The 16,298-nt window shown below is 60.6% G+C and carries 15 protein-coding genes; 3 read left to right on the forward strand and 12 right to left on the reverse strand.

Features of this window, described 5'->3' with window-relative positions:
* Positions 1-261: 261 nt before the first annotated feature.
* From ACXAIC_RS19810 to ACXAIC_RS19855, 10 genes are all read right to left on the reverse strand, one after another.
* Positions 262-663 (reverse strand): transposase, encoded by a 402-nt coding sequence (locus ACXAIC_RS19810; protein WP_475184204.1) that lies wholly within the window; start codon positions 661-663, stop codon positions 262-264.
* Positions 664-793: 130 nt separating this feature from the next.
* Complete coding sequence (locus ACXAIC_RS19815) at positions 794-1,468, reverse strand: DUF1028 domain-containing protein (RefSeq protein ID WP_475184207.1); 675 nt, start codon at positions 1,466-1,468, stop codon at positions 794-796.
* 33 nt (positions 1,469-1,501) lie between these two features.
* Positions 1,502-1,924 carry a RidA family protein gene (locus ACXAIC_RS19820; protein WP_475184210.1) on the reverse strand — a complete coding sequence of 141 codons (423 nt, stop codon included), beginning with the start codon at positions 1,922-1,924 and terminating at the stop codon, positions 1,502-1,504.
* 22 nt (positions 1,925-1,946) lie between these two features.
* A complete protein-coding gene (locus ACXAIC_RS19825; protein ID WP_475184213.1) occupies positions 1,947-3,197 on the reverse strand; it encodes a flavin-containing monooxygenase in 1,251 nt (416 codons plus the stop codon).
* A gap of 63 nt (positions 3,198-3,260) precedes the next feature.
* Positions 3,261-4,625, reverse strand: coding sequence for an aminotransferase class III-fold pyridoxal phosphate-dependent enzyme (locus ACXAIC_RS19830; RefSeq protein WP_475184214.1), 1,365 nt, complete (start codon positions 4,623-4,625; stop codon positions 3,261-3,263).
* Entirely contained in the window at positions 4,622-5,398 is a 777-nt protein-coding gene (locus ACXAIC_RS19835; RefSeq protein ID WP_475184215.1) for a carbon-nitrogen hydrolase family protein, read from the reverse strand. The genes ACXAIC_RS19830 and ACXAIC_RS19835 overlap by 4 nt, the downstream gene beginning before the upstream one ends.
* Before the next feature lie 16 nt (positions 5,399-5,414).
* Positions 5,415-6,443 carry an extracellular solute-binding protein gene (locus ACXAIC_RS19840; protein ID WP_475184217.1) on the reverse strand — a complete coding sequence of 343 codons (1,029 nt, stop codon included), beginning with the start codon at positions 6,441-6,443 and terminating at the stop codon, positions 5,415-5,417.
* A gap of 37 nt (positions 6,444-6,480) precedes the next feature.
* The gene (locus ACXAIC_RS19845) at positions 6,481-7,290 is read right to left on the reverse strand and encodes an ABC transporter permease (protein ID WP_475184219.1); all 810 of its coding nucleotides are present in this window, start codon (positions 7,288-7,290) and stop codon (positions 6,481-6,483) included.
* Positions 7,287-8,213 (reverse strand): ABC transporter permease, encoded by a 927-nt coding sequence (locus ACXAIC_RS19850; protein ID WP_475184221.1) that lies wholly within the window; start codon positions 8,211-8,213, stop codon positions 7,287-7,289. Before ACXAIC_RS19850 ends, ACXAIC_RS19845 begins: the two co-directional genes overlap by 4 nt.
* On the reverse strand, positions 8,213-9,301 hold the full coding sequence (locus ACXAIC_RS19855; protein ID WP_475184222.1) for an ABC transporter ATP-binding protein: 1,089 nt from the start codon (positions 9,299-9,301) through the stop codon (positions 8,213-8,215). Before ACXAIC_RS19855 ends, ACXAIC_RS19850 begins: the two co-directional genes overlap by 1 nt.
* A gap of 86 nt (positions 9,302-9,387) precedes the next feature.
* Between ACXAIC_RS19855 and ACXAIC_RS19860 the strand changes: the two genes are divergently transcribed.
* A complete protein-coding gene (locus ACXAIC_RS19860; protein WP_475184224.1) occupies positions 9,388-10,206 on the forward strand; it encodes a helix-turn-helix transcriptional regulator in 819 nt (272 codons plus the stop codon).
* A gap of 252 nt (positions 10,207-10,458) precedes the next feature.
* Positions 10,459-12,090: an alpha-D-glucose phosphate-specific phosphoglucomutase gene (locus ACXAIC_RS19865; RefSeq protein WP_475184226.1), complete on the forward strand. Its 1,632-nt coding sequence runs from the start codon at positions 10,459-10,461 to the stop codon at positions 12,088-12,090.
* Positions 12,091-12,263: 173 nt separating this feature from the next.
* On the opposite strand, the gene ACXAIC_RS19870 is transcribed toward ACXAIC_RS19865, so the two are convergent.
* Entirely contained in the window at positions 12,264-13,598 is a 1,335-nt protein-coding gene (locus tag ACXAIC_RS19870; RefSeq protein WP_475184228.1) for an MFS transporter, read from the reverse strand.
* 149 nt (positions 13,599-13,747) lie between these two features.
* Positions 13,748-15,010: a urate hydroxylase PuuD gene (locus ACXAIC_RS19875; RefSeq protein ID WP_475184231.1), complete on the reverse strand. Its 1,263-nt coding sequence runs from the start codon at positions 15,008-15,010 to the stop codon at positions 13,748-13,750.
* A 107-nt stretch (positions 15,011-15,117) separates the two neighbouring features.
* Here ACXAIC_RS19875 and ACXAIC_RS19880 point away from each other — a divergent pair, with 107 nt between their 5' ends.
* Positions 15,118-16,035: a LysR family transcriptional regulator gene (locus ACXAIC_RS19880; protein ID WP_475184233.1), complete on the forward strand. Its 918-nt coding sequence runs from the start codon at positions 15,118-15,120 to the stop codon at positions 16,033-16,035.
* The last annotated feature ends 263 nt before the right edge of the window (positions 16,036-16,298 follow it).

The following is a 16,298-nucleotide window of genomic DNA, read 5'->3' on the forward strand; positions in this document are numbered from 1 at the left end:
AACCTGAAGGTCGCAGGTTCAAATCCTGCTCCCGCAACCAAATGCGACAACAGCCTCATCCCGAAAGGGGTGGGGCTGTTGTCGTATTCGGGTGGGCATTCCGGATGAGGACCTTGCAAAGCGGGCCAAAAAGGCCCGATACGCGGTTCTCGAAAAGGGCTAAGCCCGAAGGCCCAATGGAACAACACGAACATAAAAGCCTCCGCACCCAAACAAAACGATAATACCCAGCTGAAAAGCGGGGGGGGTTGCGGAATTGGGTCACCGGAGGCCGTGCTTTGAGGGACTTCGGACGTTGTCGCACGTCTGGCCCGATACCCCGTATCGACCGGCGACGCACTCCTGGCCGAAGACCCTCAAAGCACGGTCAAATAGGTCATCATCAATTGTGATTGGTATAACACCATGGCATGAGATAGCTGGCTTGGCAGGACAATCTGCGCCGGACAGTTCCAACTCAACGAAAGACCCGTCCTTAACATTACCCTGGTCAACTGGCGCAGCGGCAAAACGCGGATCCTCCAGCCAATTGCGGTTGATATTGGCGTTCGCCGAATATCGGCGCGCCACCTGGGCAACCGACGTACCGGGAAGGACCGCTTGCCCGCAAATCTCCCGCTTCTCCTCATCAGACCAGATCCGCCGTTTCTTTCGATTCCTCATCAGGAGCCTTAAGTGTCCATTTAAACAAGCGGACACTTTAAGCACCAAATCGAAAAGCGGCAGGTCCGGTTCAACGGACGCTCATAAATGAAGAAGAGCCTCGACCAGACTATGGGCGAGGACCAGGGGCTCACGCTTCTCCGGCAACTCCGTAGTCCGGTGCCGAGGCCGGGTTCAGGGCACGGGTGACATAGTCGTTCAGCTGGGGCTTGTAGAGGTTCCAGAGTGTTTTGAGGTCTGCGATCGGGTCTTGCTCGGCCCAATCGACCCTGAGATCAGCGACCGGCCAGCTGACATCCCGCACCAGATAAAGACCGGCGGAATGGACCGGGCCAGCTTCACCGCCTGTGGCAAGACCCGTCTCAAGGGCTGCGATCAGCCGGTCGCCCAAAGCGCCGGTTGAGGCGCTGAAGGTGTCGGTCATGGCCTGAGGGACATCGCGATTGGCGAGGAGGTTTCCGGCTGCCGCGCAGTCCGGCCCCAGGGCCGTGGCGTTGGTGCCAAGGGTATGCCGGCCTGAGAAGACCGCCGTCTGTCCGTTTGCATCCAGGAAGATAAGCTGGCGCCAGTCCGCCGTGTCGTAGCCTTCCAGAAGGCGGGCAAGGGCGGCTTGCGCACCAAGCCCTCCCGCCATCAGGTCAAGGCCCTTGGGTCCAAGGGACGGATCGGTGATGTTCTGGGTGGCGACAACCCCAGTGCCGGCCCTTGCAAAGGCGCAGCGGGCGGCAACGGCCGGGGAGGAGGACGAAATGGCCATGCCCAGGCTGCCGGTGGTTTGGCAGCGGGCGGCGATGGAAAAGGTCATGATCGTGGCCTCCTTTGGACCGTGGCGGACGGGCTAGGTGTCAGCATCGGGAACAACGGCAATGGCATCGATTTCCACCAGCCATTCGGGCCGGGCGAGGGCGGAGACAACAAGACCGGTGGAAACCGGAAACACCCCTTTCAGCCACTTGCCCACCACCCGGTAGACGTCTTCCCGGAACCGGGGATCGACCAGATAGATCGTGACCTTGGTGATATGCTCCAGCTTGCCGCCGGCCTCTTCCACCAGCATCTTGATATTGGCCATGGCCTGCTCCGCCTGACCCGCCGCATCGCCGATGGCAACGGAGTGTGATGTCTCTAGGTCCTGGCCGATCTGGCCGCGCACGAAGATCATTGTGCCCCTGGCGGCGACCACCTGGCAAAGGTCATTGTCCAGCTTCTGGTCGGGATAGGTGTCCTTGGTGTTGAACTTGCGGAATCTTTTATGGGCCATGAGCCGCTCCAGATGTTGATGGTCAAGCCGGGCCGGGATAGCGCAGATAGGCGGCCTGTTTGGCGATGTGGTCGGCCAGATATCGGGCGTCATACCACACGCCCCAGATGAAGGACGAGCCACGCCGGGTCTGCCAGGGAAGGCCGAGGAAATAAAGGCCGGGCACGGGGGATATGCCGCGCCGGTGAACAGGCGCCCCTTTAGCGTCAAAGGCATCCAGGTTTAGCCAGCTGTCATTGCGGGTAAAGCCTGTGGCCCAGATGACGGTTGAAATGCCCGCCGCCCTCAGGTTCAGCTGCCGCAAAGGGCGGGTTATGCAATCGGGAGCCGGGCCGATCTGCCGGGCCTCAGGTTCTTCCGGCAAGTCGATACCTGTGCGGGTAACATAGGCGTCGGCCTCGTCCAGAAGCGCAAGGTAAGCCGCGTCGCCCCGGGAGATGTTGGCGGCAAGATCGTCTGCCAGATGCAGACTGCCATCCGCATAGCGTTCCGTGCGCCCGAGCAGTACCATGCCTCTTTCTGCAAAGCGGCGGAAATCCACCGTCCGGCCGCCCCTGGCGCCGCTCACCGCGATGGTGACATGCTCATCTGCGGGGGAGGCTTCCTTGTCCCATTTGTTCAGGACGCCGAGCCACCAGACAAAGTCCCGGCCGCGATAGCGCCGGGGCGGGCGGTCATGGGGCCCGACCGAAAGATAGGTCCTGCGCCCGGCGGTCAAAAGCTCTTCGGCGATCTGGCTGCCGGAGGATCCGGCTCCCACCACCAGCACGGCCCCCTCCGGCAGCTCTTCCGGGTTTTTATAGTGGGCCGAGTGGATCTGGTGCAGGCCGCTGTCCCTGGGGAGAATGTCCGGGATCAGCGGTGTCTGAAAGGCGCCGGTTGCGGAGATGACGGCACGGGCCTCAAAAGTCCCGGCGCTTGTGTCAACCTGGAAGCCCGGTTTGCCCCTTAGCTGCGTCACGCTGGTCACCTCGACACCGCAGCGCACCGGGGCCTTGATATGCTCCGCATAACGGACGAAATAGTCCGCCACCCGTTCCTTGGGCACAAAAGCTTCGGGTCCGTCTTCATGAAAGATGAGACCAGGGAACCGGTCATGCCAGGCCGGACCGTTGGCGACAAGGGAATCCCAGCGCTCGGACCGCCAGCGTTCGGCAATGCGGCCCCGTTCCAGAACCACATGGCTGAGGCCGTGGCCGGTCAGGTGTTCGCTCATGGCGATCCCGGCCTGTCCACCGCCAACCACAAGGGCCTCCACTTTTTCCGCTGTCATGGGGCTCATCTCCCGTTCATGGCATAGGGGCCAAGCCTCTGATGGGCCGGCCTTTGCTGCGTCTCAAACGCTTTTGGCGACGTCCTCGATACTGTCTTCCAAAATGGCGCCAACCTGACGGATCTGGTCGTCGGTCATGATCAGGGTGGGGGACAGGATCAGGATATTTCCAAGGGGGCGGGCGATCAGGCCGCGTTTCTGGGCCGCACGTGCCAGTTTCAGGCCGATCTTGTCTTCTGGCTGAAAGCCCAGCTTGGTGGCCTTGTCCTTGACGAATTCGATACCCATCATGAAATGGCTGCCACGCACTTCGCCGACGATCCCGTGCTCCGCCAGCTTGTGCAACGTGCTTTCAAACAGTTTGCCGCTGGTGCGCACCTTTTCCGGAATGCGCTCGCGTTCCAGAAGCGCGATATTGGCAAGGCCTGCGGCGGCGGCGGCCGGGTGGCCGGAATAGGTCATGCCATGCAGGAACATGCCGCCTGGGCGGGATATCACCTCGTGAATCTCGTCGGACACAATGGTGGCTGACAGGGGCTGATAGCCGGAGGTGAGGCCCTTGGCGGTGGTGATGATATCGGGCGTGTGGCCGAAGACCTCTTCAGAGGCAAAGAAATGCCCGAGCCGACCGAAAGCGGTGACAACCTCATCGGCAATATATTTGATGTCATAGGCAGCGCAGACTGCCGCCATGCGCTTGTGATAGCCGTTCGGTGCCGTGATGACCCCGCCCGCGCCCTGGATGGGCTCGGCAATGAAGGCTGCGATATTGTCCGCGCCAAGGCGCTCAACCGTATCTTTGAGATCGGCGACCAGCAGATCGCAGAATTCGCTTTCCGTCAGGCCTTCCCCCTCGCGCCAGTGGTGCGGGCTCTTGAGGTGATGGACAAGGCCGTCCGCAGCGTCCCAGCCGTCTGAATAGACCGGGGTCGTCATGGCCATGGCAAGGTGGGTGGAGCCGTGATAGGCGCCAAAGCGGCTCAGGATCTTTTTCTTGTTCGGCCGGCCCAGACGGTTGTTGTAATGGTGCAGGATGCGCACGGCGCTGTCATTGGCCACCGAGCCGGAATTGGCAAAATAGACCGTGTTCAGGTGGCCGGGGGCCAGTTCTGCAATCTTCCGGGCAAGAGCGGCCGCGGCCGGATGAGTGAAATTGTAAAAGGTCGAATAGAAATCGAGCTGCTGCAATTGCTCGGTGATGGCGCTGATGATTTCCGCCCGGCCATGACCGGCATTGACGCACCACAGGCCGCCGATTCCGTCAATCAGCTCATTGCCTTCACTGTCGCGCACCATGGCGCCCTTGGCACCGACAATCACCGTGCGGGCGCCATTTTGTTTCAAAAGGTCCAGATCGGCAAAAGACTGGATCAGGTGGGTGTCGGCGGTCAGCACCGCATCGGTGGTGATCTGGCTCTGAAGGGTCATGTGAGTTTTGCCTCCCGAAAGTCTTTGTGTTGCATGGACATAAGATCCGGAGCGATCTCCCGGACCGGGCCAATATCGGCCACCAGCAGGGCCTCGCCGCGCCCGGCAGCGGCCATCATCTGCGCGTCCGGACCGGCCATGACGGAGTGACCGGCAAAAGTGAGGCCGTATTCCGAGCCGCAAAAATTGGCGTAGACGATGGTCACGCCGGTTTCCGCCGCACGGGCGGGAACGAATGTCTGCGAGACATGCTCAAAGCGCGCGGGATTGGCGGTCGGCACGAGAACCAGGCTGACGCCTTGATCTGCCAGTGCGCGGCAATGCTGGGGAAATTCGATGTCATAGCAGATCAAGAGCGCGGTTCTGTGGCCCGCAAAGTCGAACAGGCTGTAGCTGTCGCCCGGGGAAAAGCTTGCCTTTTCCATGTCCCCGAAAAGCTGGATCTTGCGGTAGTGGCCGAGCAGATTGCCTGCCCCGTCATAGGCACTTGCGCTGTTGTAAACGGTGCTGCCGTCCCGCTCGGCCCAGCCAAGGGTAAGGCCGCAGCCGGTCTGTTTCGCAAGGAATGAAAACCGTTCGCACCAGGGGCCGCCCAGGGGCTGGGACAGGTCCTGGTGCAGGTCCGGCCGGTTGTAGCCGGGCAGGAACAGTTCCGGGAAAACGGCCATCTGGGCCCCGGCCCGTCCTGCTGCTGCCAGCTGGGTTTCGAGACGGGCAAAGCCCGCCTCGATATCACCGCCGATCGGCGGACCCTGGTAGAGAGCCAGTTTCATGGCCGCAGTTCCCAGCTTACTTTTTCAAATTGGTCCAGATGGCGTCATAAAGCACCTGCACCTCTTCCGGGCAGGCCTGAACGAAGACACCCTTCTGGTCTGCAGGCGGGTTGGATTCCGGCGAATTGGCAACTTCCGGCGTCAGGAACTCTTCAACGCCCTTCACCCCGGCGGTATACTGGGCATAGTTGGTAACAGCTGCCGCGTTTTCCGGCTCCAGCAGGAAGTTCATGAACTTCAGGGCGTTTTCCCGGTTCGGAGCGTCCTTCAGAAGCACCACATTGTCCATCCAGACGATCATGCCTTCTTTCGGGAAGACATATTCGATATTGGCGCCTTCTCCACGGGCCTTGGCGGAAAAGCCGGACCAGATCATGCCCGCAGCGGCGTCCCCGGACACAAGCACGTCCTTGGCAACGTCGGAGCCGAAGGAGGCCCAATCGGCCTTGGCTTTCTGCACCAGGGCGTTCAGCTCCTTCAGCTGGGCGCGGTCACTGGTGCACTGGGGAATGCCGAGATAGAGCGAGGCCAGTGTCAGGGTTTCTCCGGCCGTGTCGAGCACGTTGATCTTGCCCTTCAGCTCGGCGGGCGGATCAAAGATCAGGGCGAGACTGTCCAGCTTGCCGCCATAGACATCCTTGTTGACGGAAAAGGAGGTGGAGCCCCACTGATAGGGAATGGAGCTCTTGCGGCCCGGATCAAAAGACACATCCAGCCACTTGTCTTCAATATTGCCGAAATTGGAGAGTTCCGAGGGCTCGAATGTATCGAGCATGCCTTCCCCCTTCATGATCTCCACCATGTAGTCGCCGGGCACGGCCACGTCATAGCTGCCGAGCTTGCCGGCTTTAAGAGAGGCCAGCAGCGCCTCGTTGCTGTCGAACGTGTCCATGGTGACTTCGACGTCGTATTCCTTGGCAAATTTGTCGAGCAGCTCCTGGGGGATGTATTCGAACCAGTGATAGATCGACAATTTTCCTTCGGCCTGGGCCGCGCCGGTGAGGCTGGCGAGGGCCAGTGCGGTTGTGAGAAGCAATTTCTTCATTTCAAACTCCACTCTGTCTGGGTGTGCTCTTTTATTGTTATTTTCGGGTTTGGCCTGCCCGGCCAATCAGCCAGGACAGGGAAACAAAGACGATCGACACCCCCAGCATGAGGGTGGAAATGGCCATGATATTCGGTTTGATACCCTGTTTGACCGAGCCGAAAATGGCGGTCGGCAGGGTTTCGATCCCTGCGCCTTTCACGAAATTGGTGATCAGGAAGTCATCCAGGGAGATGATGAAGGCCAGAAGAAAGCCGGAAAGAATGCCGGGCATCATCAGGGGCAGCAGCACCAGCGTAAAGGCTTCGCGCGGGGTGGCGTAAAGATCCATCGCCGCCTGTTCATACATGTCGGAAACGCTTTGCATTCTTGCCGAAATCGGCAGATAGGCAAAGGGAATGCAGAAGACGATATGGGCGATCAGGATGGTGAGGAGGCCGGTGGTGAAGCCGATGGCGGAAAAGAACACCAGGCTGGCAACTGCGGTTACCACTTCGGGCACCATCAAAGGCAGGTTGATCAGGGCAAAGCTGAAGGTCTTGCCGCGAAAGCGCCCGGCCCGGGTCATGGCCACGGCGGCGGCCGTTGCAATGGCGGTCGCGGTGACGGCCGCACAGACGGCGATGGTCAGAGAGTTGACGGCCGCCTGCTGAAACTTCGGGGCCTCCGGACCGGTAAAGACATCCAGATACCATTTCAGCGACACGCCGCCCCAATTGGTGATCGAGGTGGAGGCGTTGAAAGAATAGACGGCCACGACGATGAGCGGCGCGTAGAGTACGATGAGGCAGGTGAGCGTGATGGCAAGAAAACCGGGAAAACGGCGGATGTCTGTCTTGGCGGTCATGACCGTGCCTCCGCCCGGGTCTGATTGCGAGCATAGATCAGCAGGATACACAGAACCAGCGTCAGAAGGATCATCGAGGCGGCAGCGCCAAAGGGCCAGTTGCCCGCATTGCCCTTGAACTGTTCCTCAATCAGGGAGCCGATCATGAAGGTCTTGGCTCCGCCCAGCAGGTCGGGGGCGAGAAAGGCGCCGAGGGAGGGAACGAACACCAGAATACAGCCTGCGACAATGCCCGGCTTCACCACCGGCAGGATCACCAGACGCAGGATCGTCCAGGTGCCTGCATAAAGATCGGCAGCGGCCTCGGAAAGGGAAAAGTCATACCGTTCGACAGCCGCATAGATGGGCAGAACCATGAAGGGCAGGTAGGAATAGAACAGGCCCAGCTGAACGGCGAAGTTGGTGTTGATCAGGCCAAGCGGCTCGGAAATGACGCCACTGGCCAGAAGGAATTCGTTGAGCGGCCCGGTGTCGCGGATCAGGAATTTCATGGACACCGTGCGGATCAGAAGATTGACCCAATAAGGAATGGTGATCAGAAACAGCCAGATGGAGCGTGTTCTGGCCTCCCGTGTGGCGATGAACCAGGCGGTCGGAAAGCCGATCAGCAGGCAGACAAAAGTCGCCAGACCGGCCTGCCAGATCGAGCGCCAGAAAATGCCGATATAGGTCCATTCAAGCCGCGGCGGCTCGTCTCCAAACAGGCCCCGGTCGAAAAAGAACTGGTCATAGGCCGCAAGGGAAAAATCCCAGATAACCCCGCCCCGAAACTCTTTGGTCAGGACCGAGTAGACCGCCATCATGGCAACCGGTGCCAGCAGGAAAATGCCGATAAAGACCCAGGTGGGCAGCATCAGCCGGCCCGCATTGCCCTTGTAGATTTCCGATGAGGTGCCGGCGCCCATGGGCGCACCGGCAGCCATCAGTCTGCCAGCAGGCGCGCGGCACCTGCTTCCAGTTTCAGGCCAACTTCCGTGCCTTTTTCAGGCACTTGGGTGGTTTCCGCATTTTGCAGGCGAACCGTCAGGGTTTCGTCATCGGCAAGGCGGACATGCAGCTGAATATCCGTGCCCAGATAGGTGTGGCCCGTCACTGTTGCGCTCAGTTCTCCGGCGCCTGCACCAGTAACCTGAATGCGCTCCGGCCGGACGGACAAATGACCCAGGCCCGGATCGACAACGGCGGCGGCAGGACACCGGAACGGGGTGCCGCCGGGCAGGACCACGGAGGCCAGATCCCCGTCAATGGCGATGACGTTCACGTCAAGCAGGTTGGTCTCGCCGATGAAATCGGCCACGAAGCGGTTCACAGGCGTTTCATAAATCTCTCTGGGCGAGCCGATCTGCTGAACCCGCCCGTTGGACATGACCGAAATGCGGTCTGACATCGTCAGCGCTTCTTCCTGGTCATGGGTCACAAAGATGAAGGCGATGCCGGTTTCCCGTTGCAGTGTCTTCAGCTCGGTGCGAACGGCCTGGCGCAGTTTCAGGTCCAGGGCGGAGAGTGGCTCATCCAGCAGCAGAACTTCGGGCCGGGGGGCAAGGGCACGGGCGAGCGCAACCCGCTGCTGCTGGCCACCGGACAATTGCGCAGGTTTGCGTTTGGCGAACTCGGAAAGCTGCACCAGCTCCAGCACATCCTGCGCGCGGCGCTCGGCGTCCACCCGGCTCCAGCCCTTGCGCAAAAGACCGAACAGGACGTTTTCGGTAACGCTCATATGGGGGAAAAGGGCATATTGCTGGAACACGGTGTTGACCGGCCGCTTGTGGGGCGGCAGCGCGGTCAGATCGGTCCCCTTCAGGCGGATATGGCCGCTGCTGACGTCCTCAAACCCGGCAATGGTGCGCAAAAGCGTGGTCTTACCGCAGCCGGACGGCCCCAGCAGGGTGAAGAATTCCCGTTCTCTGATGTCGAGCGAAACCCCATGCAGCGCAGTGAAGCTGCCATAGCGTTTGACAACTTGATTAACGGAAACGGCAATTTCCGGGCTGGTCATCTGCGCGTCTTGCATGATACCCCTCTTTTTATGTTTTTGAGCGTAAAAAGAACAAATTTAGGGGTATATACCCCCAAGGAGGTATCTTAAAGGGGGCGGCGGTGCATCTGCCAAATTCAGCGGAAGGCCATTTGGGCGAGGCGATCGCAGCGCTTGGCAGTGAGCGCTTTGAAGGGGTGCTGTATCAATGGCTCAACCGCTGCTTCCAGATCGACAACACCACCATGCTGGCTTATTTCCAGGACCGGCAGCCGGAAGTCCTGTTTGCCCAGGCGGTTGAAAAGCGGGTGCATGAAAAACTCGACAGTGACTATGTCGCCGGGATCTACCTGCTGGATCCGTTCCACACCCTGCATGTGGAGGAAGCGCCCGCCGGGCTCTACCGGTTGAAAGACATTGCGCCGGACCAGTTCCAGCGAAACGAATATTACGCATCCTATTATCAGCGGACCACGCTGATCGATGAGATCGGCTATATCGCCTATCCGTCAAAAGGCGTTTCGGTGCATATCTGCCTTGGACGAGATGCGTCTTCTGCGCGGCGCTATTCCAGCCGGGACCTGCATCTGGCCAGTCGTCTGGCCCCCATCGTGTGCAGTCTTGCCGGGCAGCACTGGTGCGCACTGGAAACAGGCGGGGTCTATTCGGAGGCGGATCTGACCCGGCGGCTGATCGCGGCCGGGGAACAGAAGCTTGGAGTCCGGCTCAGCCCGCGCCAGGCAGAGGTGGCGCTGTTGATCCTGCGCGGACATTCGTCCGTGTCGATCGGGCTCCGGCTCGGCATCAGCTTTCAGACGGTCAAGGTGATCCGCAAGCAACTCTACCGCAAATGCACCATCTCGTCCCAGGCGGAGCTGTTTTCCCTGTTCATGCCGCTTCTGTCCGAAGCGGATCATAAAACCAACATCTCCAAGGACTAATTTGCCGAATCGGCAGGCATCCGCTTGTCTTGTTTTAAGGTGTGGAGGCCGCTACGGTACGCGCCCGGGAAGGGATCGCATCTTCATGTTTGATCTGCCGGTCCCGAACAGGTTTCAAGCGGCTCGTTCAAGAGGCACGCACATAATTTGCCAGGACACTTCATCCCCCATACCAGTTTCAAAAGCGGACGGCGGAAAGCGGCAGCCCTCTTTCCCCGTCCACGACCGTTTGCGTAAGGAGCACTGACCATCATGTCCAAGGTTACCTATAGCTGTACGCCGTTCGAAGGGCAAAAGCCTGGAACGTCCGGGCTGCGCAAGAAGACCCGGGTCTTCATGGCCCCCGGCTATGTGGAAGCATTTGTCCAGTCGGTCTTCAACGGCACGGGTGGAGCCGCCGGCAAGACGCTGGTTGTTGGTGGCGACGGCCGGTTCTTTAATGCCGAAGCCATTCAGACGATCCTGCGCATGGCGGCGGCCAATGGGGCCAAGCGCCTGATCGTCGGGGCCAACGGGCTTTTGTCGACCCCGGCAGCCTCCAACCTGATCCGCAAGAGCAAGGCGGATGGCGGGCTGATCCTCTCGGCGAGCCACAATCCGGGCGGGATCGATGCGGATTTCGGTCTGAAGTACAACATTTCCAATGGCGGCCCGGCTCCGGAAACGGTGACCGCCGCCATTTATGAGGAAACCACAAAGATCAGCGAATACCACACGCTGGACAGTGAAGACCTTGATCTGACGGTGCCGGGGGAACAGCAGCTTGGGGCCATGGTGGTGGAGATCGTGGATCCCGTGGCCAGCTATGCGGAGCTGATGCGTTCCCTGTTTGATTTTGCGAAGATCCGGGCCCTGTTCGAGAGTGGGTTCTCTTTGCGTTTTGATGCCATGCATGCAGTAACCGGCCCCTATGCCAAGGCGATCCTGGAAGACGAGCTGGGGGCGGCGCCCGGCTCGGTTCTCAATGCTGTGCCTTCTGTTGATTTCGGCAAAGGCCATCCAGATCCGAACCCGATCTGGGCCAAGCCGCTGGTGGATCTGGTCATGTCTGCGGACGGGCCGGATTTTGCGGCCGCATCCGATGGCGATGGCGACCGGAACATGATCCTGGGAAAGGGCATTTATGTCACGCCCTCAGACAGTCTTGCAGTGCTGGCCGCCAACGCCCATCTGGCGCCGGGCTATGCCAAAGGGCTGGCCGGTGTCGCCCGGTCCATGCCCACCAGCTCGGCCTGTGACCGGGTCGCTGAAAAGCTCGGCATCGGCTGTTATGAGACCCCGACAGGCTGGAAATTCTTCGGCAATCTGCTGGACGCGGGCAAGGTGACCCTGTGCGGTGAGGAAAGCGCAGGCACGGGCTCTGACCACGTGCGCGAAAAGGACGGCCTGTGGGCTGTGCTGTTGTGGCTGAACATTCTGGCAGTACGGGGTGGTTCCGTCCAGGACATCCTGACCCGCCATTGGGCAACCTATGGCCGGAACTATTATTCGCGTCACGACTATGAAGCGGTGGATGCGCAAGCGGCCAAGACCCTCTTTGCGGAGCTGGTGGAGAAACTGCCGGGACTGGAAGGAACGGACGCCGGGGGCTGCACGGTCACGGCGGCTGACCAGTTCTCTTATGAAGATCCGGTCGACGGTTCCGTCAGCCGCAATCAGGGCATCCGGATCTGGTTCGAGGGCGGCGGGCGCGGTGTCTTGCGCCTGTCGGGCACGGGGACGGAAGGCGCCACCATCCGGGTCTATCTGGAGCGTTATGAGCCGGAGACCGGTGACCTGGGCATTGAAACCCAGGCAGCTCTTCAGGAGATTGCCGGGGCGGTCTCCGCGATCAGCCGTTTACAGGCCCATACCGGGCGCACGGCGCCGGATGTGATGACCTGAGCGGGCCGGGTTCCTTCGGTTTCAAACCGGTTTGTCTTTTGCGGTGCTCTAAGTATTTGCCGGATGCTCCGCGAAGGATGGGGGCTGCCCGATCTTGCGGCAGCTTTGCGCGATCAGATGGGCCGTGGCGTGTTTCGGGAAAAAGCAGGCGCGGCGGCTTATCGCACGATGCTCTAGAACCGCTGGGCGGGCCAGGTCGCGTGCAAGGTGTCGATCACATAAATATGGGCGTGATGTTTGCCATGGGCGTGCTTCAGATGGGGATGATCGGGCGGCAGCTCGGGATGCTCATGGGCAATCACGTCCCGGTCGTCCGAGGGCCACAGTCGGGAGGCTAAAAGCGTGCCGATGGCGGCAACGCCAGCAAGGGTGATCAGGGTCACCGGCAGACCGGCGCTGCTGCCCAGCCACCCGGCCAGCGGGTAGGTGATCAGCCAGCAGCCATGGGAGAGAGCGAACTGCGCGGCAAAGACCATGGGCCGGTCTTCCGGATGGGCGGATTTGCGCAGCAGCCGTCCGGAGGGCACCAGCACAGCCGAATTGCCGAGCCCCATCAGCAGCCAGGTCACCAACAGCCAGGGCCACAGGTCTGCCGGAGGCGCAAAAACCATCATTGCGGCAAAACCTGACACCAGAAGCGGCAGCGCGATGGCGCCCCAGAACATGAGGGTCCGGTCGTTGACCATGGTCAGCACGCGGGGCAGGGCAAGAGCCATTGCCATGGAGCCGCCGCCATAGGCGGCCATGGCGAGCGCCAGATCGCTGTTCGTGCCGTTCAGCAGGGTTTTGACAATGACGACCGAGTTCACGATAACGATGGCCCCGGCTCCGGCGATGGTCAGGTTGAGGGCCAAAAGGCCTTTCAGGCGCGGGGTCTGGAGATAGATCCGCAAGCCCTGGGAAATCCGTTTGAAAGCGGACAGGCCCTTGACGGCATTGGCCACCGGCAGGGTTACGGTGACAACCAGAAGGGCAGACAGCAGAAAACCGGCGACGGTGCCGCTGAACAGCCAGTGATAACCAACCAGCCCGATCAGCGTTGCGGCCACCACGGGGCTGAGCAGGTTTTCCATGTCATAGGCCAGGCGGGCGAGCGACAGCGCATTGGTGTAATCGTCCTCCTCTGTCAGCACATCGGGAATGGTGGCCTGAAAGGTCGGGGTGAAGGCGGCGGAGGCGGATTGCAGGACGGCGATCAGCACAAAGATCTGCCAGACTTCCGTCACAAAGGGCAGGGCAAGCGCGGTGCCTGCCCGGATCAGGTCCAGCGTAACCAGAACGGCCCGGCGGGGCAGGCGTGCCGTAAGCCCTGCCGCCACCGGCGACAGGGTCACATAGACGATCATCTTGATGGCGAGCGCGGTGCCAAGCACCGCACCCGCATTGGGCCCGGCAAGGTCATAAGCCAAAAGGGCGAGAGCCACGGTCATCAGGCCGGTGCCGAACAGCGCCAGGATCTGCGCGGCAAACAGGTGGCAGTAGGTGCGGTTGGCAAGGACAGTGAACATGGCGTATCGGCTTTGCAGGAGGGAACGGCCAGAGCACTCTCTGCCCAGTCCGTACCGCTACGATAGCCGCCCGGTGCCACCAGTAGCAAGAGGGCGGCCGGACTCGGCGACTTTTCAAGAGGAAGGCAGAAAGAGACTTTGCGGCGGTTTTATTTCGCAGCGATGCCAAACGGGGACTTGGAGCGGGCATCCCGGTACCAGTTGACGATGGTGCGCCGCTCGTCCGCTTCCATGAAGGAGACATTGGCCGGTGGCATGGCATTGGTCAGGCCCGCCTGCAGATAGATCTTCTGGGCCGCGCGGATCACATCGGACCTGGTCTCCAGGACGATGCCCTTGGGCGCCCAGTGAATGCCGTCATAAAAGGGCTCGCGCGCATGGCACATGGAACAGCGCCCCGGCACGATGGCCATGACATCCTCAAATCCCTTCGCGTCAGCAAAGACCTGTTCGGCCGGGGTTAGCGGCCGGGCTTCGGAGGTCTCCAGACTGCTGTCCTTCCACATGGGCGCCATGCTCAGCTGAATGATGATCACAAACAGGATGGCGGTGATCAGCCAGGTCCACATGGGCGCGCCCTTGCCCGCATGTTTGGTGTTGAAATAATGCCGGATTGTTACGCCCATCAGGAAGACCAGCCCGGCAATCACCCAATTGTATTCGGAGGCAAAGGCAAGCGGGTAGTGATTGCTGAGCATCAGGAAAACGACCGGCAAGGTCAGGTAATTGTTGTGCAGGGAGCGCAGCTTGGCGATCTTGCCGTATTTTGCGTCCGGCGTCCGCCCGGCCTTCAGATCGGCCACAACGATCTTCTGGTTGGGAATGATGATGAGAAACACATTCGCCGTCATGATGGTGGCGGTGAAAGCACCCAGATGCAGCATCATCGCCCGGCCGGTAAAGACATGGGTGTAGCCCCAGCCCATGGCCACCAGCAGCAGGAACAGCAGGATCATGAGCAGGGTGGGGCTGTCGCCGAGCTTTGATTTGCACAGCCGGTCATAGACAAGCCAGCCGATTGTGAGGGACCCGGCGGAGATCAGGATGCCCTGCCACAGGGCCATATCCGTCTTTTCCGGATCGATCAGGAACAGTTCCCCGCCGACCCAGTAGACGATCATCAAGAGGGCGGCGCCGGACAGCCAGGTGGAATAGGCTTCCCATTTGAACCAGACCAGATGCTCGGGCAGGTTTTCCGGTGCCACCAGGTATTTCTGGATGTGGTAGAACCCACCGCCATGGACCTGCCATTCCTCGCCAAAGGCACCGGCTGGCAAATGGGGGGATTTGCGCAGGCCGAGATCCAGGGCGATGAAATAGAAAGACGACCCGATCCAGGCAATCGCCGTAACCACGTGCAGCCATCTGACGGCAAATTCCAGCCAGTCCCAGATGATGGCGATGTCCAGCATGAATGTCTCTCCAGTCCTATCGTCCGGCCAAGCCTAGTCTAACTTGAAATTCTCTGGTATCTCGACATAATTCCGAGCAGTTTCAAAAAAAACGGAATAATCGGGCTGTGGCCTATCTGGAGAATATTCGGACGTTTTTGCGGGTCTATGAATTGGGCAACATGTCCGCTGCGGCACGTGATCTGCGCATTTCTTCTGCTGTTGCCTCCGCGAGGGTTTCCCAGCTTGAAGAGCATTTGAATGTCCGCCTGTTTCAGCGCACCACCCGGGCGCTGAGCCCGACCGAGCATGGCACCTTGTTTTACCGGGGGGCGACCAAGATCATCGATGCGGTGGAAGAGGCGGAGGCGGAGATCAGCACCGCGACCCGCTCACCTAGGGGCACGTTGTTCATTGCCGCGCCCATCGGCCTGGGCCAAAGGCTGATCGCCCCGGCCATCCCGCAGTTCAAACAGGCCAATCCGCTGATCGATATCCGGCTGCGCCTGTCGGACCGCAAGGTGGATCTGACCGGAGAAGGGCTGGATGCGGCCTTCTTTTTGGGCCTTCCGGAAGATTCCACCTTGAAGATCCGCACCATTGCGGACTGTGCGCGGGTGTTATGCGCCGCCCCGGACTATCTGGAACGCAAGGGCGCGCCACGCGGCAGCCAGGATCTGGGCTCCGGTGCCCATGACTGCCTCAACATGCGCTATCCCGGGGCGCCCGAATTCCAATGGCCCCTGCAAACCCGCGAGGGTGTCAAACGGGTGAGTGTCCGCGGCCCGTTTGAATCCGACCACGGGGATGTTCTGACCGGCTGGGCGCTGGAGGGCCATGGCATTGTCCTGAAACCGGTTTTTGAAGTTGCCGATCACCTGGCGGCCGGGCGGCTTGTGCCTGTGCTGGAAAACGAGCCGCCGGTGCCGGTACAGATGGCCTGCCTGTTTACCCACCGCAAGCGGCAGGACCCCAAAGTGCGTCTGTTTCTGGATTTCATGATCCGGCACATCCAGGCGTTTCTGGCCGGCTTGCCGGCGCGGTGACGGCGCTGCCGGAGGCGGCCTGTGGAGCGCCGGGAAACAGGCATTTGAAGAGACCAGCTCAACGCTTGTCAGGGGCCAGCAGCCCGGTTGAGCTTCGATGAAGCGGCCCTTCAGGTCCGTATTTTTGGAATGGACCATCATTCTGGTGATCTTTGTAATCGTGCTGGCTATGGAATTCGTCACCGGCAAATTGCGCGCGTGCCTGCAACAGCTGCCTGGCCGGGGGGATGGGCTTCCTCCTTGCGCAATCTGACCGGCGCGAG

Source organism: Roseibium sp. AWQ4_254, assembly GCF_056161025.1.